The organism is Pseudomonas fluorescens, from assembly GCF_902497855.1.
GTDB classification, from domain to species: Bacteria; Pseudomonadota; Gammaproteobacteria; order Pseudomonadales; family Pseudomonadaceae; genus Aquipseudomonas; species Aquipseudomonas fluorescens_BI.
In genome coordinates this window covers 49620-71777 of the sequence record NZ_CABVHU010000023.1, presented here as the reverse complement: position 1 = coordinate 71777, position 22158 = coordinate 49620, and the positions used below count along the sequence as shown (strand labels likewise).

18 protein-coding genes are annotated in these 22158 nt (G+C 55.9%); 6 read left to right on the top strand and 12 right to left on the bottom strand.

The features are described from left to right. Nucleotides 1-95 precede the first annotated feature (95 nt). Together tusA and rlmM are read right to left on the bottom strand one after the other, a co-directional pair. Entirely contained in the window at nt 96-347 is a 252-nt protein-coding gene (gene tusA, locus F8N96_RS31135) for a sulfurtransferase TusA (RefSeq protein ID WP_150765103.1), read from the bottom strand. A 275-nt stretch (nt 348-622) separates the two neighbouring features. Further along, nucleotides 623-1696, bottom strand: coding sequence for a 23S rRNA (cytidine(2498)-2'-O)-methyltransferase RlmM (gene rlmM, locus F8N96_RS31125; RefSeq protein ID WP_150801065.1), 1074 nt, complete (start codon nt 1694-1696; stop codon nt 623-625). A 222-nt stretch (nt 1697-1918) separates the two neighbouring features. On the opposite strand from rlmM, the gene acnA reads away from it, so the two are divergent. Continuing rightward, complete coding sequence (gene acnA, locus F8N96_RS31120; RefSeq protein ID WP_150801064.1) at nt 1919-4660, top strand: aconitate hydratase AcnA; 2742 nt, start codon at nt 1919-1921, stop codon at nt 4658-4660. Nucleotides 4661-4962: 302 nt separating this feature from the next. On the opposite strand, the gene F8N96_RS31115 is transcribed toward acnA, so the two are convergent. From F8N96_RS31115 to F8N96_RS31090, 6 genes are all read right to left on the bottom strand, one after another. Next, nucleotides 4963-6180, bottom strand: coding sequence for a threonine/serine exporter family protein (locus F8N96_RS31115; RefSeq protein WP_150801063.1), 1218 nt, complete (start codon nt 6178-6180; stop codon nt 4963-4965). A gap of 16 nt (nt 6181-6196) precedes the next feature. After that, the gene (locus F8N96_RS31110) at nt 6197-7084 is read right to left on the bottom strand and encodes a nitrilase family protein (protein ID WP_150801062.1); all 888 of its coding nucleotides are present in this window, start codon (nt 7082-7084) and stop codon (nt 6197-6199) included. 16 nt (nt 7085-7100) lie between these two features. Continuing rightward, nucleotides 7101-7235, bottom strand: coding sequence for a hypothetical protein (locus F8N96_RS35730; protein WP_263596466.1), 135 nt, complete (start codon nt 7233-7235; stop codon nt 7101-7103). A gap of 25 nt (nt 7236-7260) precedes the next feature. Continuing rightward, nucleotides 7261-9207, bottom strand: coding sequence for a flavin monoamine oxidase family protein (locus F8N96_RS31105; RefSeq protein ID WP_150801061.1), 1947 nt, complete (start codon nt 9205-9207; stop codon nt 7261-7263). Between the two features lie 288 nt (nt 9208-9495). Then, the gene (locus F8N96_RS31095) at nt 9496-9768 is read right to left on the bottom strand and encodes a type II toxin-antitoxin system Phd/YefM family antitoxin (RefSeq protein WP_150801059.1); all 273 of its coding nucleotides are present in this window, start codon (nt 9766-9768) and stop codon (nt 9496-9498) included. Between the two features lie 350 nt (nt 9769-10118). Further along, on the bottom strand, nt 10119-10952 hold the full coding sequence (locus F8N96_RS31090; protein WP_150801058.1) for a mechanosensitive ion channel family protein: 834 nt from the start codon (nt 10950-10952) through the stop codon (nt 10119-10121). 296 nt (nt 10953-11248) lie between these two features. Between F8N96_RS31090 and F8N96_RS31085 the strand changes: the two genes are divergently transcribed. Continuing rightward, nucleotides 11249-12148 carry a hypothetical protein gene (locus F8N96_RS31085; RefSeq protein ID WP_150801057.1) on the top strand — a complete coding sequence of 300 codons (900 nt, stop codon included), beginning with the start codon at nt 11249-11251 and terminating at the stop codon, nt 12146-12148. A 247-nt stretch (nt 12149-12395) separates the two neighbouring features. Here F8N96_RS31085 and F8N96_RS31080 read toward each other — a convergent pair whose 3' ends face one another. The 4 genes from F8N96_RS31080 to rfbB all read right to left on the bottom strand — a co-directional run bounded on the left by F8N96_RS31080 (nt 12396) and on the right by rfbB (nt 16322). After that, nucleotides 12396-12767, bottom strand: coding sequence for a DUF6124 family protein (locus F8N96_RS31080; protein WP_150801056.1), 372 nt, complete (start codon nt 12765-12767; stop codon nt 12396-12398). A 699-nt stretch (nt 12768-13466) separates the two neighbouring features. Continuing rightward, nucleotides 13467-14360, bottom strand: a complete 894-nt coding sequence (gene rfbA, locus F8N96_RS31075; protein ID WP_150801055.1) for a glucose-1-phosphate thymidylyltransferase RfbA — start codon at nt 14358-14360, stop codon at nt 13467-13469. Continuing rightward, a complete protein-coding gene (gene rfbD, locus F8N96_RS31070) occupies nt 14357-15250 on the bottom strand; it encodes a dTDP-4-dehydrorhamnose reductase (RefSeq protein ID WP_150801054.1) in 894 nt (297 codons plus the stop codon). Before rfbD ends, rfbA begins: the two co-directional genes overlap by 4 nt. Before the next feature lies 1 nt (nt 15251). Then, on the bottom strand, nt 15252-16322 hold the full coding sequence (gene rfbB, locus F8N96_RS31065) for a dTDP-glucose 4,6-dehydratase (RefSeq protein ID WP_191635398.1): 1071 nt from the start codon (nt 16320-16322) through the stop codon (nt 15252-15254). A 771-nt stretch (nt 16323-17093) separates the two neighbouring features. Here rfbB and F8N96_RS31060 point away from each other — a divergent pair. The 4 genes from F8N96_RS31060 to rfaH all read left to right on the top strand — a co-directional run bounded on the left by F8N96_RS31060 (nt 17094) and on the right by rfaH (nt 21372). After that, on the top strand, nt 17094-17882 hold the full coding sequence (locus F8N96_RS31060) for a CPBP family intramembrane glutamic endopeptidase (protein WP_150801052.1): 789 nt from the start codon (nt 17094-17096) through the stop codon (nt 17880-17882). A 217-nt stretch (nt 17883-18099) separates the two neighbouring features. Continuing rightward, nucleotides 18100-18534 carry a low molecular weight protein-tyrosine-phosphatase gene (locus F8N96_RS31055; protein WP_150801051.1) on the top strand — a complete coding sequence of 145 codons (435 nt, stop codon included), beginning with the start codon at nt 18100-18102 and terminating at the stop codon, nt 18532-18534. 24 nt (nt 18535-18558) lie between these two features. Then, on the top strand, nt 18559-20793 hold the full coding sequence (locus tag F8N96_RS31050) for a polysaccharide biosynthesis tyrosine autokinase (RefSeq protein WP_150801050.1): 2235 nt from the start codon (nt 18559-18561) through the stop codon (nt 20791-20793). Nucleotides 20794-20847: 54 nt separating this feature from the next. Next, the gene (gene rfaH, locus F8N96_RS31045) at nt 20848-21372 is read left to right on the top strand and encodes a transcription/translation regulatory transformer protein RfaH (protein ID WP_150801049.1); all 525 of its coding nucleotides are present in this window, start codon (nt 20848-20850) and stop codon (nt 21370-21372) included. The last annotated feature ends 786 nt before the right edge of the window (nt 21373-22158 follow it).

Here is a 22158-nt window from a genome sequence, read left to right as displayed (position 1 = left end):
GCGTTCGGCTCTTGGGACGCAGAGCGTCCCTGGCTGCATTCCCACGCAGAGCGTGGGAACGATCAAACAACGGGCCATAACGCCCATGCAGGTTTTTAACCGGACTTCTTGCGGATCCAGTAAAGGTAGGTACCTGCCGCTTCATGCTGCCCCACCAGTTCATGGTCGAGAAACACACAAAACTTGGGAATATCGCGGCGTGTCGACGGATCGGTGGCGATTACCTTCAGCAGGCCGCCGGGCGCCAGGTCACGGATGTGCTGGTGCAACATCATCACCGGCTCCGGACAGTTGAGGCCAGTGGCGTCGAGGGTGCCGTCTACCGGCGTATCGATCATTTCACTCATGGTTCACTCCTGAAACTTGCCGGCATTGTCGCGCATTGCCGGGTTTGACGTCACCTGTGGGAGCGGGCTTGCTCGCGAAGGCGGCCTGACATCCAACATCGAGGTCGACTGACCCACCGCTTTCGCCGGCAAGCCGGCTCCTACAGGGGGTTGATCGTTCCCACGCTCCGCGTGGGAATGCATCCCGTGACGCTCTGCGTCACATCCAAAGGCGGAACGCGGAGCGTCCCCGGCGGCATTCCCACGCAGAGCGTGGGAATGATCAGAGCGCAAGCTCAGCGGGATTTCGGTTTCTTCACGTCCAGCCGCCGCAAATGGCACGTCACTTCTTCCCGGTCGTGATACAGCTGCTTGCAACCAATCTCCACCCGAATCCCGCGCTCCTTGAAACCGTCGGCAATCCGCTCCAGCAAGCGCTTCACCTCGGCATACCGCTGCTTCATCGGCAACTTCAGGTTAACCACCGCTTCCCGGCAATGCCCCTCGCCAATCCACTCCTCCAGCATCGCCGCATTACGCGCCGGCTTCTCGACAATGTCGCACACCATCCAGTCCACCGGCTGCCGAGGCTTGAAGGTAAACCCGTCAGCCATCAAATGCTGCACCAACCCGGTCTCCATCAGGCTTTCCGCCATCGGCCCATTGTCGATCGCCGTCACCAGCATCCCGCGATTAACCAGCTGCCACGTCCAGCCACCCGGTGCCGCACCAAGGTCAACACCCGTCATGTCACTGTGCAACCGCTCATCCCACTGATCCCGCGGAATAAAGTGGTGCCACGCCTCCTCCAGCTTCAACGTCGAGCGGCTCGGCGCCTCACGCGGAAACTTCAACCGCGGAATGCCCATCGGCCACATCGCCGAGTTATTCGACTCCGCCAGCCCCATAAACACTTCGCGTCCACTTTTAAACGTCAGCAGCAACCGCGGTTTAGAAGGATCCTCCACCAACTTCCCAGCCGCCATCAGCGCCTTGCGCAAATGCCCTTCAAACTTCTTGCAGAAGTTCGACAGCTCCTTGCCATCGTTGGTGTCGACCATCTCCAGCCACAAGCTGCCGCACAGCGGAAAATCCGCCATGTGCGCAAGGATCACGCTGATACGGTCAGTTTCCGGCAAATCGATAAAAATCCCCCGAGCCCACTGCCGCGGGAAGATCAGATCAGCAAAACGCTGACCGCGCATCAACCGCTCGGCGCCGTCTTCTTCGGTGCAGATGAATTCGGCGCAGGCGCTGGCGGTCTTGGCCTTGGCATAACCGGCCACGTTCAGCCGAGCGGCGTGTTCGGAAATCTCGGAACAGACTTCGCCTTCGAAGCCCGGCCGGCAATGCATAAAGAGGGTATTCATTCTTACTCCTGGGCAGATGGCGAGACATTCAACCACTGCGCGATGCCCAGGCTTGCGTTGAAGCAAAGCCTGTCACGAAAACCGGCGCATGATAGCCGAGTTCGGAACCTTGGACTTGTCCATAGAGTCCAGTTATTAGCCAGCTACTGAAAACAGGGCTAGTTTAAATGCTCTGTCCGTCCCCTCAGTCCGTAGCCGTGCGGACTTCAAGGAGTGATCGCAATGCCGTCCCTCGATAGCCTGAACACCCTTAAAACCCTGCAAGTCGACGACAAGACCTACCACTATTTCAGCCTGCCCGACGCCGCCAAGAGCCTCGGCGACCTCGACCAGCTACCCATGTCGCTGAAAGTCCTGCTGGAAAACCTGCTGCGCTGGGAAGACGACAAAACCGTCACCGGCGCCGACCTCAAGGCCATCGCCGCCTGGCTCAAGGAGCGACGCAGCGATCGCGAGATCCAGTACCGCCCGGCGCGGGTCCTGATGCAAGACTTCACCGGCGTACCCGCCGTGGTCGACCTGGCCGCCATGCGCGCCGCCATGGCCAAGGCCGGTGGCGACCCGCAGCGCATCAATCCATTGTCGCCGGTAGACCTGGTGATCGACCACTCGGTAATGGTCGACAAATTCGGCAGCGCCAGCGCCTTTGGCCAGAACGTCGACATCGAAATGCAACGCAACGGTGAACGTTATGCGTTCCTGCGCTGGGGCCAGAGCGCCTTCGACAACTTCAGCGTGGTGCCGCCGGGCACCGGCATCTGCCACCAGGTCAACCTGGAATACCTCGGCCGCACCGTCTGGACCAAAGACGAAGACGGCCGCACCTACGCCTTCCCCGACACCCTGGTCGGCACCGACTCCCACACCACCATGATCAACGGCCTCGGCATCCTCGGCTGGGGCGTCGGCGGGATCGAAGCGGAAGCGGCGATGCTCGGCCAACCGGTGTCGATGCTGATCCCGGAAGTGATCGGCTTCAAACTCACCGGCAAGCTCAAGGAAGGCATCACCGCCACCGACCTGGTGCTCACCGTCACCCAAATGCTGCGCAAAAAAGGCGTGGTCGGCAAATTCGTCGAATTCTACGGTGACGGCCTCGCCGACCTGCCCCTGGCCGACCGCGCGACCATCGCCAACATGGCCCCGGAATACGGCGCCACCTGCGGCTTCTTCCCGGTGGATGACATCACCCTCGACTACCTGCGCCTGTCCGGCCGGCCGCTGGCCACGGTAAAACTGGTCGAGGCCTACAGCAAGGCCCAAGGCCTGTGGCGCCTGCCCGGCAAAGAACCGATCTTCACCGACAGCCTGGCCCTGGACATGGGCAGCGTCGAAGCCAGCCTCGCCGGGCCGAAACGCCCACAAGACCGTGTCTCCCTGCCCAACGTCCCGCAAGCCTTCAGCGACTTCACCGACCTGCAATTCAAACCCACCAGCAAAGAAGAAGGCCGCCTGGAAAGCGAAGGCGGCGGTGGCGTCGCCGTCGGTAACGCCGACCTGGCCGGCGAAGCGGACTACGACTACGAAGGCCAGACCTACCGCCTGAAAAACGGCGCCGTGGTCATCGCCGCCATCACCTCCTGCACCAACACCTCCAACCCGAGCGTGATGATGGCCGCCGGCCTGGTGGCGAAAAAAGCCGTGGAAAAAGGCCTGAAACGCAAACCCTGGGTCAAGAGCTCCCTGGCACCCGGCTCGAAAGTGGTCACCGACTACTACAAGGCGGCCGGCCTGACCCAATACCTCGATGAACTCGGCTTCGCCCTGGTCGGTTACGGCTGCACCACCTGCATCGGCAACTCCGGCCCCTTGGCGGAGCCCATCGAAAAAGCCATCCAGCAAGCCGACCTCACCGTCGCCTCCGTACTCTCGGGCAACCGCAACTTCGAAGGCCGCGTGCACCCCCTGGTGAAAACCAACTGGCTGGCCTCCCCGCCCCTGGTCGTCGCCTATGCCCTGGCCGGCACCGTGCGAATGGACCTCAGCAGCGAACCCCTGGGCACCGACCAGGACGGCAACCTGGTGTACCTGCGCGACATCTGGCCCAGCAGCCAGGAAATCGCCGACGCCGTGAACCAGGTCAACACCGCCATGTTCCACAAGGAATACGCCGAAGTCTTCGCCGGCGACGAACAATGGCAAGCGATCGAAGTGCCCCAGGCCGCGACCTATGTCTGGCAGGACGACTCGACCTACATCCAGCACCCACCGTTCTTCGACGACATCGGCGGCCCGCCCCCGGTGGTCAAGGACGTCGCCGGCGCCCGGGTTCTGGCCCTGCTCGGCGACTCGGTCACCACCGACCACATCTCCCCGGCCGGCAACATCAAGGCCGACAGCCCCGCCGGCCACTACCTGCGCGACAAAGGCGTGGAACCGCGCGACTTCAACTCCTACGGCTCCCGGCGCGGCAACCACGAAGTGATGATGCGCGGCACCTTCGCCAACATCCGCATCCGCAACGAAATGCTCGGCGGCGAAGAAGGCGGCAACACCATCTACATCCCCACCGGCGAAAAAATCCCGATCTACGACGCCGCCATGCGCTACCAGGCCAGCGGCACCCCGCTGGTGGTCATCGCCGGCCAGGAATACGGCACCGGCTCCAGCCGCGACTGGGCCGCCAAAGGCACCAACCTGCTCGGCGTCAAAGCCGTCATCGCCGAAAGCTTCGAACGCATCCACCGCTCCAACCTGGTCGGCATGGGCGTACTGCCCCTGCAATTCAAACTCGACCAGAACCGCAAAAGCCTCAACCTCACCGGCAAAGAAACCCTCGACATCCTCGGCCTGACCGGCGTCGAACTGACACCGCGCATGAACCTGACCCTGGTCATCACCCGAGCCGATGGCCGCCGGGAAAAAGTCGAAGTGCTGTGCCGGATCGACACCTTGAACGAAGTCGAATACTTCAAAGCCGGAGGCATCCTGCACTACGTCCTACGCCAACTAATAGCCTCCTGACTCCACCCAACCGGGGTTGGTGCCCAACACCAACCCCACATCCACTTCCCGGCTATTCACACACCCCACGAATCCCCCGCAGCCCCCTGTAGGAGCAAGCTTGCTCGCGAAAGCGGCCTATCACCCAACAAAAATCCCCCTGCCCCACCACCATCGCAGCCCCCCCACAAAACTTATATGACGCCCCCAATCCAACCCCCCCCACCACCTGGGAGCTTGCTCGCGATGGCGGCGGCACATTCAACGTTGAAGTGACTGACGTATCGCTATCGCGAGCAAGCTGGCTCCCACAGGTCGATGTGTCAGTCGGCTATCAGGAGCCCGATAAACGGAATGATCAGCACCGTACTGATGGCCATGGAGAGGACATTGCCAATGTAAGGATGCATGTCGCCCGGCACCCGCTTGGCAAGGGCGCAGGCCAATGGTGGCGCGATCAGTGCGCCTAGCAGTGCACTTGACGCTATGACCTGCCAACTGCCGCCATAGGTCAGAATTGCCGCGGGTACTACCGACACCAGTGGAACATAGGTGGGATACCAACCGAGTCGCCTCCATTGGCGACGCCATATCACCACGCCCAAGGCGGACGTCAGCGCCTGCGCACCGATGAGTTGCGGCAGCAAGCCTGAGCCATAAGCGGGGCTCATGGGATTCAAACTGTAGGCCAGCAGTACACCCAGCAACAGACCGATGCTGGCCAGCTCGTTCCCGAAGAACGGCGCTTCCGAAAAATCCGCCAATATTCGGCGCAGGCTCCAGATGATTCCGTAGTCGGTGGTTTTAGTCTGGGCCGGTTCAACGACGGGCGCGGATGATTCCGTGGGCTGGGTGGTCGGGGCGGACCTCATCAGGTTCGGCACGTAACGGCACAATAGAAATGCCGGGACGCTGGCAACCGCCATGCCAGAGACATTGCCGATCACTACGGGTAAGCCCAGTGGGTTGCAGACGTAGTTGACGATCAGCAAACACATCGGAGTAACGAGCACGGCGCCCATGATTGCGCCATTGATCGTTACCTTCCAGCCGCCGCCAAACATCAGCACCATCGCTGCCGGTAATGAAACAAACGCTGCAAACGTGGGTTGCCAGCTGTTGGCCGTGACCGTCCAGCCCCACAGCAGATTGCTCAGCAGCAATCCAAGCAGCGAACTGGTGACCAGCCACGGCCATAATCCGCTGCCGTAGGAAATGGCAAAGCCTTGCCATACTTTTCCCTTTCGATTTGCCCAATAGGCCAGATAAGCGCCAGCCAGCAGCCCGATCGAAGCGAACTCGTGTTTGTAGAATGCAACCTCGCTGATGTCTCCCAATACCCAGCGCAACCAGGCACTCGGATCGGGGAGGTTCGACACCATGTGGTTATAGTCGGGCCAATGGGCAGACCATGATGAGCGGTGGGTGAATGAAAGCCAGGTAATCAGCAGTCCGGTGCCGATTACCAGCAAGATGATCGAGGTATCAAGCTTCTTGCTGGCGAGCGAGTTCAGCCGATGGGTATCGGTAGTGGGTTCCATGGTTGGGCCTCCCCGATCAGCGTGGGAGAGCAGGGTGTTGGATGTAACCGAGCATCTGATCGTAAAGATCGGTGCGTCGGTCACGATGCAGATCGTTCAGGTTGTTCCAGATGGGGGCACTGCGCGAGCTGGTCAGGTCAATATCGGCAAACAGGATTTCTTGTTTGTCCGCTGAAGCCACTTCGCCAATCGGCCAGCCATTGGTGCCGGCAATCAATGAGCAACCCAGGTAACGAGCACCTCGCTCTTCGCCGATCCGGCTGGCGGCTGCAATAAACACATTGTTGACGTGAGCTGCCGTCATCGTCAGATACGAAGCCATGCATTTGCCGGCGTCATCGAACAGCGGCGGAGGCGTCCACACCCAGTTGTTCAGGCTGCAAATGATGTCCGCGCCCTGTTGACTGAGGATTCGCGGTACCTCCGGGAACCAGATGTCCCAGCAGATCAACAGCCCGATGCGGCCGATGGGCGTATCAAACACCGGGAAGCCCAGGTCACCCGGCGTGAACCATAGCTTTTCAAGGTTCCATAAATGGGCTTTGCGGTATTTGCCGATAAATCCGTCCGGACCTACCAGGACAGCGGTATTGAAGAGGCGCATACCGTCTCTTTCGGTCAGCCCGGCAACCAGGTAAACCTTGTGCTTGCTGGCGAAGTCCATCCAACTTTGAACGCATGGCCCGCCGGGAATCGCTTCGGAATGGTCGAAAGCGTCCTGTCGGCTGGTGAAAAAATAGCCTGTGCTGGAAAGCTCGGGCAGCACGATGAGATTTGCACCGCCGCTGACGGCCTCCAGCGCCAATTCCAGGCAGCGGCACAGATTGCCTTCACGGTTTTCCATGCCGACTTGTGGATCGAATTGCACGACTGCTACACGAACAGGACTTGTTGACTCGCTCATACGGGTGACCTCGTTTTTATTGTTCTTCAAACTGTTTCATTGCGGCGTTATTAAGCGTCGAAGATTCAAATGCGAGGAAGTCAGCCGTTTCCTTTTCGGTTGTAGTCCGTTTCCCAAGATTGGCGAAGGCGAGCCAATGCATGGCCTGCATTGGCTCTTTCCTGGGGAAATCGAGGTCAGGTTCTGAGTTTGTATTCGGGGTAATCAGCCATGGAGAAGCCGCCATTGAAGGTAGCCTCGGTTTTGTTACAGATATGGATGACTGCATCGACCGCGCCGCGGAAGCAAGGCTCAGTCCAGCCGGCATCGACTGAAAAAGACTCTCCAGAAAGGTAGAGGCCAGAGATGGCAGCGTAATCCCTGTTGTACTTCATCAAGCTCACGGCATCGTAATAAGTGCCAGGCCTATATAACTTTGCACATCCCAACGCATTTTTGTCCGTCATCCAGCGATGCACGACAGCTTGTTCGATGCCGATATAAGGTGAAATTTTTTCCTGGATGTTTTCAGCATTCATGAGTATGCGATCGAGCTCTTTTACGCATTTCTTGACCAGCTCCTTATCAGTGAACAAGGCGAGTTTGGTCGCATCGTCTTCCCAGGTGTAACTCAGGAGGATGCAGTCATAGCTATAATTTTCATTGTAGCGATAGGTGTATACGTCGTGAATGAAGCTGTCAGTGACAATGGCTTGCGGGATAGTGGTGTTTTTTAATAAAAATGACTTCTTGAGAGGGGCAAAAACTTTGCAGCTGGTTTCCCAGTGAGCGGTTTTATAGGCATTTATCGTTTCGAAAGGAAGCATTTCCTGGTTGAAATTTTCCAGTGTTATTCGAGTTTCGAGCAGCCAGGAGGGAAGGGTCATGATGACGGAGTCAAAATCGTCGAATTGTTCCTGAGTGTGCTCTGTCTCGCTGGCTTTCCAGTTGTAATAAACACGGATCTTTTTGTTATCCAGTTTTTTCAGTTTGGTTACGGAGGAGTCGGTAAGGAAGCCGTCAATTCTCTCGAGGCTGTGCTCATAAAAAGATTTTCCGGTCGTATCCGTGTTTATAAACAGCAAGCATTCATCCAGTGCTGCAAGGCCGATATATCGCGGTCTGTCGAATCCCAGCCCCTTTGAGTCAAATACGGCTTCGCTGTGCAAGTGAGGGGACGCAACGGGATTGCCAGTTGAGTCCACTCGGCCATGAACCAGTTGCAGCTGACTGCTGAATCCGAAAATCGCTGTACGCATGGGATATAGCGAGCAGACATCGTAAAAGGCGCCCCAGCTGCCGTCACCGATTCCTATCGCGTAAAAAATGGCGGATTCATCCGCCGTCATGCCCATCCCGCCGAAGTCGCCGGGCGAGCTTTCATCCCAAGCGGTGATTACGGGCATGCTGACCAAGTCGCGAAACGAAACATTCTCGTATTTTTCGACGATCGCCGCCCAGATGAATTCCCATTTCTCGCTGGCGTAGACCTCTGAAATGTGACGACTCATTCGGTCGGCAAAGGCTTTCCATTTGGTGTATACCTTTTGAAGTTCGTCTCCCGGAGGGGGAGTTTGGCCATCTTCATTCTTCCAGATGAGCATGTGTGGAAGCGTTGCGCCTCCTACGCTTCCTTCTCGAAGATAAATTCCGGTTGACGTTACCCACTGACTGCCAGGGTTTGCGAAGTCTGAAATAGCCAGCTCGAATTCACTGGCATAATAGGCCATCAGGGAGCGGCCTTCTTTCGGTGGCTCGTCTGCTCTGTTGAAAAAAGGCATGCGCATAGCGCCCATCTCGAAAGGTGTATGGCCTTCTGGCGAGTTAGGGCTGCCCGGTACCGTCAGGTGTCTGCCACCTATCCGTTTAGATTGTTCGATTAGTGTTACATGATTAAACCCGCAGCGATAAAGCTCTCTTGCTGCGGTGAGCCCGGTAACGCCTGCGCCAATAATACATATCTTATGGTTTGGATTGGTCGCTCGTGCGATGCCACTTTCCTGTTCTACCAATGTGCGATAGTCGAAGCATAAGTCCGGCGGGTTCGGGAAGCGGGCACGCCATTTGTTTTTAGCAGTGCGCTTTGTCCGAGCGATATTCCTGGCGATTTGTGACGGGTAGTCGTAACTGGATCCGATAGTCATTTTTGCCTTCCCTGATTGATGATCACTTTGATCGGGAAGTATGTTCAGTTTCTGAATGGTCAGCATGCAAGGGTAAAACGACACTCTTGGCCGTGGCATATTCCTATTTTGTTGTGGGAAAATAATCTCGACTAAGATTAGTGTCTGTAGGAGCAACGCTTGTCCGCAATTGTAACGAGGCGGTGTAACAGGCGAGACCTGAACTTCGAGTTCCAGCGCACACTGAGCCGTTTGCTGGAAATGCAGTCCCACGACAGGCTTCGTTCTGCGGTTGTAGCGTATAGAATTTTAAATGTTGTCATCTTTTTCCTCTTGATATCGATTGCAGCGCTGGGCCAAACGATTCAAGAGGGTGTCACCTGAAATGAGCTTCCCTTGCTCTTTGTCACGGGACGCAAAGGCAAGCAGCTTGATGAGGGCAATCGCTTCATCCCTGCGCTTACGTTCAGCGTATGATTCGATTACGTAGGCGGGAAGGCCATTTTGAGTAACCACAATTGGCTCGGACAGGTCCAAGGTTGCCGCATTTTTTTTGATGTAACTTATGGTTTCAATTCGCATTGCTCGCACCTTTTTTGCGCTGGGTTACTCATTTAGACGGTGCTTTTTGAGCCTCCGACAGGCTCAATAATCTATAAAATCAAAATACAGTGGTCTTATAAGAGTCTAAATTTAGACCATTATCAACGACTGGGTACACCAGTGTCTTCGCTCCATGGAACCCAAGATCAATTTTCTGCCCGCCGTCGCTATCGAAGACGACAAGCCATTCATTCGCATTATCCTGGACCCCTTTGCCGCGCCGTGACCATGGCCGACATTGGCCCACCGACAGCGAGGGGAAATCGGCGGGCGACCCTCACCAACCGCCCGCTGTTGATTCAACAGCTGATCGGTCAGCAATAGTCGACTTACCCAACCTCCCTATCAACCCCTCCCGAACCCTGTTTACCCTCAGCAAACTCACCACTCACCACATCAATCTGAACCTGATGATCCGCCATGCCTTTCAACACTTCCCGAATCACCCCATTCGCATCAAAACGCACCATCCCATAATGCTCACTGTGACAACACAACCGCACCATCAACACCACCGACTCCGCAGACACACCCACCAACCGAACATCAACCGCCGGCGCCGACAACACATTCTCCACCTTCCCCAGCCGCTGCTGCAGCAACCCCACCACCACCCGCTCATCCGTCTCGAACGGCAGCGAAAACGACAACTCCACCCGCCGAAACTCATTACTGGAAAAGTTCTGAATAGTGTCAGAAAAAATCTTGTTATTACCCACCAGCGTCAACACGTTATCCGCCGTATTAACAGTCGTCACAAACAACCCGATCTCCGTCACCGTCCCCACCACCCCGCCCGCCCCAATCTCATCCCCAACCTTGAACGGCCGCAACACAATGATGAACCCACCCGCCGCCAGAATCGCCGCAAAGCTGGTCGTTTCAATCCCGCAATACCCAAGAATGGCAATCACCAGGATGATGTTCAGCGTGACACTGATAAAGGACCCGACATAACGCAAGACCGTCGGATCAACCCGTTGCCGGGTCATCGAGCGCTGCACAAACCTGACAATAAAACTGATCACCCAACGGCCCACTATCCAAAACAGCACGGCAAAAACAACCTTCACACCAAAAGCAGATCCGTACTGGATGAGCAACTCCACTAATTCATTGGCTTTATCGACACTGTCACTGGCAACGCTATTAAGTTCGTCCATGACGCATACCCCACACGAGGAGAAGAAAGTCAGACACCTTCCTCCCTGCAAGCTCCTCACATTATCACCCGTTGTCTACTGTCAAGTTTGACAGGTACCCGCTATCAACTTGATAACTTGAAAGTTCTAGCAACAAAGCCCTATCAGTTCTGATAGTAAACACTACCGTCCGTCACTTCGGCAATTAACCTGTCATTGTTGACAGGTTTTTTTATAAGGGTTTTCCCCTAGTTTGAAAGTGCGACACAGCACTTCAAATCCTGCACTGATCATTACCGACATGGAGATCGTCAGTCATGAACCCAGCCTTGAAAATCCCTGACCAGCAGGCTCGCATTGCTGTCGACATGGCGCAGATGGCCAACCGCATCGCGGTCCAACCCCCCTATTTCGCTTTCAGGTCGCTGTATACGCTGCCTGACGAATGGGACATCTACGGTGAATTCACCCCCGAGCAACCCCAAGGGAATGAACTGGGCCCATTGGCAACGGCCGAGGCAGGGCGTCATCTCGCCATTCTGGGATCCTGTGCGGCAGCTCGGACACAGTTTGCAGCGGCACGCGTGTACTACCTGGCCTCCCACGCTCAATGGAACCTGCATTACCGCCCTGTCCGCCTTGGCCAGACACCGTGGATGACCGCCAGGGCGAAAATCGTTGAGCAGTCTCGCAAAATCATCTGCGCAGAAACTCAACTGCTGGTGGACGGGCAGCCATTCGCAGACTTGTTCGTGAGTTACCACGTGCTGGCAGAAAAGACCTTTGACAAACTCTACGCCCGTCATCGATCGCCAGCGCCTCTACCCTCTGGCCACTCGCCCTATGCCGAAGCGTTCCCCTTGTCAGTGCTTGAGCTCAGCGACCGGGAGATCACCGCCTGCAGTGTTGATTTCAGCGCCGCACGGTGCGAAGGACATTTTCCGCAATACGCCATGTGGCCGGTCGCGGTTGTGATGTACGGGATGAGTCAGGCCATGTCCCGGCTACTGGATCACAAAATGGGGCGAGCCGTTTCCTACAGGCTTTTGCATGTGACGCTAGATGCAGCCGAGCTGGTGCCAGCCGATAAGCAATTGCAGTTCAATGCTCGCCTTGCTTCCATGGATGACAATGGCAAGTACTGTGATCTGGTGCTCAGCGCTGCCTATGCAGGAAGGGTGATTGCCACGGCTTGCGTCGAAGTGGCAATTGAGTGAACAACTAAATGCTCGACAGGCGAAAACACATCCTGGCGCAAGCGCAAATCAAAGAAAGGATTGGCACAAGCTCCCCACAAGCGTCGTCGCAGCACACACCAAACCTGTGGCGAGGGAGCTTGCTCCCGCTGGGCTGCGTAGCAGCCCCGAAAACGTCGCTGAGTTGTTCCTGAAAGACCGCAGTCGGCCTTTTGAGACCGCTGCGCAACCCAGCAGGAGCAAACCCCCTAGCCACAAGAAGTCGTCGCTACTCGGACTGATCTATCCGATCCAACGCCCGATTCACTGCCAGCTCGCCCAGCATGATGACTTGCGCAATACCCAACAGGGAATTGCGGCTTGTCCCGTCCAGATGATCCGCCAGGTCCATGGCCATGACATTGGCCGACGCCAGGGATTCGCAAGCATGGCCCAGCAGGGTTTCGACGTCGATTTGCGGGTTAACGATGAACATGCTGTCGAGTTGCCTCGGGGTGGCTTTGATAACGGCGGTGTGCGCGGCGGGGTTGGCGTAGAAATCGAGGGCGCGTTTGACAACCTCGTCGTATTTTTCTGAATCGGGGGGCTCGTGCAGCGATGTCGGATCGGTGTCCGGCGGGTTGGGCGTTACTTTGAACATAGATGAAACTCCAGATAATAAAGTGGAGCCATCACCCTCGCTACCAAACGTGGGAGGCGGCCATACGAAGGTTGGTAGACCGGTTACCTGGCAACCCGGCGCGCTCGATAGCGCCCTACGCATGGCCACCATAAAACTGAGGCCTGAAAAGGCCTCCAAACGGTGGCGCTATGCGCCGGGTAACCGGGCTACCAAACCCGATCGCTGTTTTTCAGCGACCGGCAAACGATAGAGCCCAGGCCCAAGACGCACAAGCCGGCGGATTCTGGCGTAACCGTAGGCAATGGCGCAAGGCGTTGTAGCCTCCGAGAAGTAACCTACAGGTCTTTTAAACACGCGCCACTAGAGGATGTTTAATACACCAATTACGCGACAAAACATGAACTGCAGATAAGCACGGCCCCTGTAGGAGCAAGCTTGCTCGCGAAGACGGCGGCCCAGCCAATATTGATGTCGCCTGACACACCGCCGCCCCCACAAAGCTTATATGCTGACCATAATCCCACATCCAACTTCAATACCTGTGGGAGCGGGCTCGCCCGCGATAGCGTCCTACCAGCCAACATCAACCCCGAACTTATCGCCCCAATGACGACGCTGCCTGCTCTACTTCATCCACCAAAAATCACCACCCTCAACCACTCCCCCAACAAGCGGGCTCAATGATTACCACGTCCGGGATCGAGGTCTGCATCAGTTTCATGCGCCAGAAGCCTCCATAAGAATCTTCTGCAAGTACTGCCCATAACCGGTTTTTTTGAGTTTTTCAGCTTGCTCACCAAGCTTCTCTGAAGTTATCCAACCGCTGTGAAAAGCGATTTCCTCCAGACAGGCCACTTTAAGACCCTGACGGTGCTCAATGGTATGAACGAAATGACTTGCTTCCAGCAGTGACTCGTGTGTGCCCGTGTCCAGCCAGGCAAAGCCTCGACCAAGCATTTCTACGGTCAATGACTTGTCGTCCAGATAAGCTTTGTTTACATCGGTTATTTCCAACTCGCCACGGGGCGAGGGTTTGATATTTTTTGCGATTTCAACGACGCGGGTGTCGTAGAAATACAAACCTGTCACAGCGTAGTTGGACTTCGGACGCGCCGGTTTTTCCTCGATACTGAGTGCCCGACCAGTGCCGTCAAACTCGACGACGCCAAAGCGCTCAGGATCAGAAACGTGATAACCGAATACGGTTGCGCCAGAAGTCTGAGACATTGCAGAACGCAAATTGTCGGAGAAATGTTGACCGTAAAAAATATTGTCACCTAGGATCAGGCAGCACGGGTCTTCACCGATGAACTCTTCGCCAATGATAAACGCCTGCGCCAGGCCGTCAGGGCTTGGCTGTTCGGCGTAAGTCAATTCGATGCCGTACTGACTCCCGTCGCCCAGCAGCTTTTTGAAGCAAGGCAAATCTTCCGGGGTAGAGATAATCAAAATTTCCCGCATACCGGCAAGCATCAGCACGGACAGCGGGTAGAAGATCATCGGCTTGTCAAAAATTGGAAGCATCTGTTTCGACACGCCCAACGTCAACGGGTGCAGGCGCGTACCAGAACCGCCTGCCAGAATGATGCCTTTGCGTTTGATGACCGTCATTTCTCTAACACTTCCTTTAACATCCGGGTCACACCACTGCGCCAATCTGGCAAGTGGATGGAAAAAGTCTTGCGCAGTTTCTCGGTATCAAGCCGGGAATTCAATGGCCGACGCGCAGGGGTCGGAAATTGCGCCGTTGAAATCGGATTAACAGCCTGCGCTAGTAAAGGCATGCCACTCGCTTTGCCATAGTCAATGACCAGGTTTGCGTACTCATGCCACGAAGTAAACCCGTCGGCCGCCAAGTGATAAATACCTGCAACCGCAGGCTCAGCCAGCGCCGTTCTAAGGGATACCGCGGTTACGTCTGCTATCAAATCAGCGCCGGTCGGCGCCCCGATCTGGTCTGCGATGACGTTAAGCTCAGGGCGATCGGTGGCGAGCCGCAGCATCGTTTTAGCGAAGTTGCTGCCCCGTGCTCCATATACCCAACAGGTACGGAAAATAAGGTAATTGCAGCCCGATAGGACAATGGCCTGCTCCCCCATCAACTTGGTCATGCCATAGTAGTTGACTGGAGATACCGCGTCGTTTTCCTGCCAGGCTGCCGTTCCGGTTCCATCGAACACGTAATCCGTGGAAAAGTGCACAAACCAGCAGCCCAGTTTTTTTGCCTCTTCGGCGATGACCTGGACCGCCGTTGTATTGATTTGCAAGGCCAAGTCTTTATCGGACTCAGCCTTATCCACTGCAGTATAGGCGGCCGCATTGACGATGATGTCGGGAGCTATGCGTTGAATGGTTTTCCGCAAACTCTGAAGGTCAGCAAGATCACCGCACAGACCATTGTCGACGTGGCGATCGAGAGCCACGACATCTCCTAACGTTGCGAGGGAACGTTGAAGCGCCCAGCCAACCTGTCCATTTTTACCCAGAAGCAATACTTTCATATCAGGCCTGTCGTTCAGCATAGTTTTGATCGATCCATTGCTGGTAACTGCCGCTCTTGACGTGCTCGACCCAAGGCTGATTGTTCAGGTACCACTCAACTGTCTTGCGAATACCCGATTCAAACGTTTCTTCAGGGGTCCAGCCCAGTTCGCGCTGAACCTTGCCGGCATCAATGGCATAGCGCTGATCGTGCCCTGGGCGATCTTGGACGTAGGTGATGAGCTTGGCGTGCGGGCGATATGGGGATTCTGGACTTAGCTCATCCAGCAGCGCGCATACGGTATGGACTACTTCGAGGTTTTTCTTCTCGTTATGGCCACCGATGTTGTAGGTCTCGCCGACTTCGCCTTCGGTCACTACTTTATAAAGTGCACGGGCATGGTCGTCTACGTACAGCCAGTCACGAACCTGATCACCCTTACCATAGATAGGCAAAGGCTTGCCTTCCAGCGCATTCAAGATAACCAACGGGATCAGCTTTTCAGGGAAATGGCATGGACCGTAGTTGTTTGAGCAATTGGTCACAATCGCCGGGAGACCGTAAGTTCTGCTCCAGGCTCTGACGAGATGGTCCGAGCTTGCCTTGCTCGCGGAATAAGGAGAACTCGGCTGGTAAGGAGTCTGTTCGGTGAAAAGGTCTTCAGGACCGTCAAGATCACCGTAAACTTCATCGGTGGAAATGTGATGGAACCGAAAACTCTCTTGCGCTGACACGTCTAGGCTTTTCCAGTACTGCCGTACCGCTTCCAACAGCGTATAAGTGCCGACGATATTAGTCTGAATGAAATCCGAAGGACCACTGATGGAGCGGTCAACATGGGACTCTGCGGCAAGGTGCATAACCGCATCGGGTCGATGCTCATCAAACACACGCTGCAGCTGAGCGGCGTCGCAAATATCGACACGTTCAAAGGCATATCGGTCACTTTTGGCGCTTTCACCCAGTGATTCCAGATTACCGGCATAGGTCAACTTATCCAGATTGACCACCGAATCCTTGGTGTTGGCGATGATATGCCGGACAACTGCCGAACCAATGAATCCAGCGCCACCGGTCACTAATATTTTCAACTTTATCTCCTTAAATTTAAATAACGCATCACTTATGCTATCCGTCATTGATGCTTACCCTGATACGGGCTTTCGCCTGTCGGATGGTATCGTCTTGATTTCGCCATGCAAGGTCCAGAACGCCGTCATGGCGGTACACCGCGATATCAAATCTGCTTCCACTTGCTTGTAGAAGTCAGCTCGCTTCTGAAGTTTGCGCAGACCATGAGTGAACGGGTCGTCAGAACCGCGGTTTTCAAGATTTTCAGCTCACCCTCCAATGCCATGCTGCCACGCGAATAGCAATTGCCCTCTAACATGCTTCCAGCCTACTTATCGGAGCCGCGGCCGGAGAACACAACCGTATTCTCCAGGCCACCGGATTTGACAGTAACCGACCGGGACGTAAGGAAACCGGCGCGCCCGAAGGCGCCCTGAGCATGACCACCATAATGCAGATTCGAACAAACGTTGCGCATCATGATGCTTGGCACCTTACGATGTTCCGGGGCTACCAAACCCCTACTCTGTTATTCAGGCTGTTATTCAGCGACCGGCAACGATAGAGCCCAAGCCCAAGCCCAAGTCGCACAAGCCGGCGGATTCTGGCGTAACCGTAGGCAATGGCGCAAGGCGTTGTAGCCTGCGCGAAGTAATCTACAGGCCTTTCAAACAAACGCTGCCTGAGGATGTTAATGAGCGGATTACGTGACAAAAACACACCTCCATTGCCCACTCCCCCCACATCTGCCTAAATGCCCACCTAAAGCCAAGCCCCATCAAGGAAGACCCATGCTCCGACTGCACTGGCCGTACCTGACGCTACTCACCGCCGGCTACGTCCTCGCACTCACCCACGGCCAACTCTCCCTCCCGGCAGCTCTCCCCCTCACCCTTCTCCTGCTAGCCGGCATCACCATCCAACCACAAAACCACCCCTACGCCCGCTACCTGGGCCACACCCTATTCGTCCTCCTGGCCCTAACTCTGGCCCTCCACTACCTGCCAGGCTTCCACAACGCCCAAGTCATCCCGCCACAACGCTTCAGCGAAAACGCCATCCCCTTCTCGATGTACCTGAACCTCGACAAACCCCTGATCGGCTTCTGGCTCATCCTCGCCTGCCCCTGGATCATCGCCCAACGCTCACTCACCCAAACCCTCAAAACCAGCGCCATCACCCTCAGCCTGACCGCCCTGCTCACCCTCGCCAGCGCCTGCCTGCTCGGCATCATCGAATGGTCACCCAAATGGCCCGACGTCGCCCGACTCTGGCTCCTCAACAACCTGCTGCTGGTCACCCTGGTCGAAGAAGCCCTGTTCCGCGGCTATATACAAGGCGGTCTCACCCAGCGACTCAAACACCTGCCCTACGGCGAACACCTCGCCCTGCTACTCGCAGCGCTACTGTTCGGCCTGGCCCACTGGGGCGCAGGCTGGCAATGGGTCTGCCTCGCGACTCTGGCCGGTGTCGGCTACGGTCTGGCCTACCGCTATGCCGGATTGGCCGCCGCAGTCGCCACGCACTTTGGTTTGAATTTGCTGCACTTCGGCCTGTTCACTTATCCGATGCTGGCATAATAATACTGCCGACGAAGGCAAACACCCAATTGACAGAAAGTAACAGCCGAGCCTTGACCCTACCCCCCTACGGCACTAGAGTGCACGCTTTTGAAATGGCCCCGGCAGCAGCAATGCACCGGAGAAAGCCGTACTGTTGCGTTGGAAAGGAATTCCGTCCCCCTCCTCCTGCTGCCTGTGCGGTCATCACCCTCGATATCGCAACCATCGCAGCCCTATGTTCAATAAAATCCTGGTCGTATGCATCGGCAACATCTGCCGCAGCCCCACCGTCGAAGCCCTGCTTAAGAGCAGACTGGACCATCGCGGCATCGACGTCAGTTCGGCGGGCCTCGGCGCACTCGTGGACAAACCCATGGACAAGACCGCGCTGGAAGTACTGCGCGAGCATGGCGGCGATCACCCGGACCACAAGGCTCGGCAACTGACTCGCGAACATCTGCAACAAGCCGACGTGATCCTCACCATGGAAAAACGCCATGTAGACCGGATTGTCGAAATGGCTCCGGAAGTACGCGGCAAGACGTTCCTACTGGGCAAGTGGCAGAACAACCAGGAAATTTCCGACCCCTACCGCCAGCAAAAAGTCGCCTTTGATCACGTCTACCAACTGATGGCGCAAGGCGTCGACAGCTGGTCGCAAAAATTATAATCACCTCTTGTAAAAGTACCCCGCATGACGAGCCCAAACAGCGTACCCATTCAGGAACACCGCGACGACGATGATGATATCGATCTGCTCGCGCTACTCGGCACCTTGATCGATAGCAAGTGGATCATCATCGGCATCACCACGCTGTTTTGCGCAATCGGCGTTGCAGTCGCTCTGTTATCAACGCCAATCTACCAAGCGAATGCCCTTGTCCAGGTAGAAGAAAAGAAAGGCGGCATGGCTGCGCTTGGCGGCATGGGTGAAATGAGCGAAATGTTCGGTACTACCTCCCCGGCGGTGACTGAAATCGAGCTGCTCAAATCTCGTGCAGTGCTGGGCAAGGCTGTAGAGAACCTCAAGCTCGACATAATCATAGAGCCTAACTACTTCCCTCTGATCGGCCAATTCCTGAGCCGACGCTTTCAGCCAACCAGCCCAAACGAGCTGGCCTCTCCATTGTTTGGTTTGAACAGCTATACATGGGGCGGGGAAATACTCGACATCTTTCAGTTGGAAGTGCCCGATGATTACCTGGGTAAAGCGCTAACACTACGCGCGGAAGGTGCTGGCGCTTTCACCTTGCTCAATGATGACGAAGAAGCTCTCATCAATGGCCAGGTTGGCGAAAAACTGGAACGAAATGGCTTCAAGGTGCAAGTCGCCACCCTTAATGCGAATACAGGTTCGCTATTCAGCGTCACCAAACAGCGCCGCCTCAATTCTATTTTGCAGTATCAGGAAGATGTGTCCGCCGCAGAACGCGGCAAGGAATCCGGCATCATCGCGCTGTCGCTGGAAAGTGATAATCCCGCGCGGGCCAACAACGTACTGGATGAAATCACCCGCCTCTATGTATTGCAGAATGTTCAGCGCAACTCCGCCGAGGCCGCGCAAAGTCTTGAGTTCCTGCGGACCCAGTTACCAGATGTGCGCAAGCAGCTGGAAAAAGCCGAAGGCCAGCTCAACGCGTACCAGACCAGCGCCCGCTCGGTGGACATCACCATCGAAACCAAAGCCGTGCTCGATCAGATCGTAGCTCTGGAAACCCTGATATCCGAACTGAAACTCAAGCAAGCAGAAATGGAACACCGCTTCACCCGCGAACATCCGGCCTATCAGGCGTTGATCACCCAGATGGGTCAACTCGATCAACAAAAACGCACACTGGAAAAGAAGATCAAGAACCTGCCCGAAACCCAGCAGGAACTATTACGCCTGGCCCGCGATATGCAAGTCACAACCGAAATCTACACCCAACTGCTGAACAAAACCCAGGAGCTGGACATTGTCCGAGCGGGTACGGTGGGCAACGTGCGCATCATCGATTCGGCGGATGCGAACATCGAGAAACCGGTCAAACCGAAAAAACCACTGATCGTGCTGATCGCCACCCTGCTCGGTGGATTGATTGCAGTGGCTTACGTATTGATCCGTAAAGCGTTGAACCGCGGCATCGAAGATCCAGAGGCCATTGAACAACTAGGCATCCCGGTTTACGCGTCGATCCCGCTCAGTAAGGGACAATCCCTTATTGAAAGCAATGTCAAGGGTAGCAGCCGCACCAGTACTGGCTCTCTGCTGTTGGCGGTGAACAATCCCGCAGATCTTGCCGTGGAATCGTTACGCAGCCTGCGTACCAGCCTGCACTTCGCGACCCTGGAGGCCAAGAACAACATCCTGATGATCTCCGGTCCGAGTCCGGCAGTGGGCAAATCCTTCGTCTCGGGCAACCTGGCGGCCATCATCGCGCAGACCGGGCAAAAGGTATTGCTGGTCGACGCCGACATGCGCAAAGGCTATCTAAACAAACTGTTCCGCCTGGACGTAAGTAATGGCTTGTCTGACCTACTGGCCAACAAAATCGACCTGAGCACCGCAACACACGCGACTGAAGTGGACAATCTGCACGTCATCACCCGCGGTCAGATCCCACCGAATCCGTCGGAATTGCTGATGCACAGCAACTTCACCCAGTTTCTGAAAAACGTCAGCGACCAATACGATCTGGTCATCATTGACACCCCGCCGATCCTCGCGGTTACCGATGCCGCCCTGGTCGGTCGTCAGGCGGGTACAAGCCTGATCGTGACCCGTTTCGGCGTCAATGCCGCCAAGGAAATCCTAGTAACCAAGCGCCGCTTCGAACAAAACGGCATTGTCATCAAAGGCGCGATATTCAACGCAGTGGAACGCAAGGCGTCTGCCTATGGTTATGGCAACTACAGCTACTACCAGTACGAATACGCTTCAGACAAATAACACCGGAATATCAGGGTAGCGCCGCTGCCCTGATCGACCCATGAGAGCCCCTGCATGCCACTCCAGCACCCGCCACCCCGCTGGTACCTGATCCAGTGCAAACCACGGCAAGACTCTCGCGCCGAGGAAAACCTGACGCGCCAAGCCTTCAAGTGCTACCGGCCCACCCATCATGTCGAACGCATCCAGCGCGGCCGCCGCACCACCTCCGTAGAGTCATTATTCCCTGGCTACCTGTTTATCCAGCTCGACCAACTGAACGATAATTGGCACCCCATCCGCTCAACTCGCGGAGTGAACCAACTGGTGACGTTCGGCAAACAGCCTATCGCCGTAGCAGACGAACTCATCGACCAACTCAAACAACGACTCAACGAAAAACCGCCAGAATCCGAAACGCTTGAGCCCGGAGACCGCGTGCGAATCAACAGCGGCAGCTACAAAGAACTCGAGGCCATCTTCCTCTCCCGCGACGGCGCCGAACGGATCGTAATCCTCCTGCACCTCCTGCATCGCGAACACACCCTAAGCATCCCGATCAGCTCCATAGAAAAAACTGACCCACACCACGGCCTCTAAAACAAAAAAATACACCCACATCAACCATCCCCGTCACATCCCGCCTTACCGCCCGCACCCGCCCCACCCGTAGGAGCCGATTTGCTGGCAATAGCGATCAACCTTAAGCCACACCGCCCGACCCACATCGCAAAAATTAACCTGCCTATGAAACCCACATCCCAGCCCCTCCGAAAATCCACATAGCACAAACGTCATAGCCAAATACCATCGCAGTCGCACCACCCCGAATCAAAACCCGCATCTGTACCGCTTGAACCCTCAATTACCAATATAAAAGTCCAAGCCCCCCAGTCATTCCTCTCACCAAATCCGTGACTCACTACTCAAAACACACAGTCCCGTATGTAGGATCTTTCAGTGAAGACTGTATTTGCCTTCACTTTTCCTACCAAATCAGTAAAATGCGCCGTCGGCTGAGAAAACAACTCATTTCGGCGGGATGCCATTGCACAGACCTCCTGTTGTGCAGCAGTCAAGGAAAGACTTATCTCCTCTGCGCGCTGTTAACCGAGCATAGACTCGGCCCTGCCTGATTGATCCTTTCTCCCTAAAATTGCCAGCGCTTGTGCATACGGCTCACGTCGCACCCACGGCGCACGTTCTCAGGAAACCAACGGTGAATCCTGGGGCGGTAGCGTGCCCAAAACCTTGATATTGGCCAAGGCAAGTGCGTCCCCTGCCACGGATACGGGGAACGCCACGACAACGACCGGTTTGTGCCTCAGGCTCAAACAGTAACTCCAGCTGCATGGAGGTAATTCCTCCTCACAGCGGGCACAGCCT

Coding starts and splice junctions, on each gene's coding strand:
- tusA (WP_150765103.1), bottom strand. CDS start 347: ATGAGTGAAATGATCGATACGCCGGTAGACGGCACCCTCGACGCCACT.
- rlmM (WP_150801065.1), bottom strand. CDS start 1,696: ATGAATACCCTCTTTATGCATTGCCGGCCGGGCTTCGAAGGCGAAGTC.
- acnA (WP_150801064.1), top strand. CDS start 1,919: ATGCCGTCCCTCGATAGCCTGAACACCCTTAAAACCCTGCAAGTCGAC.
- F8N96_RS31115 (WP_150801063.1), bottom strand. CDS start 6,180: ATGGAACCCACTACCGATACCCATCGGCTGAACTCGCTCGCCAGCAAG.
- F8N96_RS31110 (WP_150801062.1), bottom strand. CDS start 7,084: ATGAGCGAGTCAACAAGTCCTGTTCGTGTAGCAGTCGTGCAATTCGAT.
- F8N96_RS35730 (WP_263596466.1), bottom strand. CDS start 7,235: ATGCAGGCCATGCATTGGCTCGCCTTCGCCAATCTTGGGAAACGGACT.
- F8N96_RS31105 (WP_150801061.1), bottom strand. CDS start 9,207: ATGACTATCGGATCCAGTTACGACTACCCGTCACAAATCGCCAGGAAT.
- F8N96_RS31095 (WP_150801059.1), bottom strand. CDS start 9,768: ATGCGAATTGAAACCATAAGTTACATCAAAAAAAATGCGGCAACCTTG.
- F8N96_RS31090 (WP_150801058.1), bottom strand. CDS start 10,952: ATGGACGAACTTAATAGCGTTGCCAGTGACAGTGTCGATAAAGCCAAT.
- F8N96_RS31085 (WP_150801057.1), top strand. CDS start 11,249: ATGAACCCAGCCTTGAAAATCCCTGACCAGCAGGCTCGCATTGCTGTC.
- F8N96_RS31080 (WP_150801056.1), bottom strand. CDS start 12,767: ATGTTCAAAGTAACGCCCAACCCGCCGGACACCGATCCGACATCGCTG.
- rfbA (WP_150801055.1), bottom strand. CDS start 14,360: ATGACGGTCATCAAACGCAAAGGCATCATTCTGGCAGGCGGTTCTGGT.
- rfbD (WP_150801054.1), bottom strand. CDS start 15,250: ATGAAAGTATTGCTTCTGGGTAAAAATGGACAGGTTGGCTGGGCGCTT.
- F8N96_RS31060 (WP_150801052.1), top strand. CDS start 17,094: ATGCTCCGACTGCACTGGCCGTACCTGACGCTACTCACCGCCGGCTAC.
- F8N96_RS31055 (WP_150801051.1), top strand. CDS start 18,100: ATGTTCAATAAAATCCTGGTCGTATGCATCGGCAACATCTGCCGCAGC.
- F8N96_RS31050 (WP_150801050.1), top strand. CDS start 18,559: ATGACGAGCCCAAACAGCGTACCCATTCAGGAACACCGCGACGACGAT.
- rfaH (WP_150801049.1), top strand. CDS start 20,848: ATGCCACTCCAGCACCCGCCACCCCGCTGGTACCTGATCCAGTGCAAA.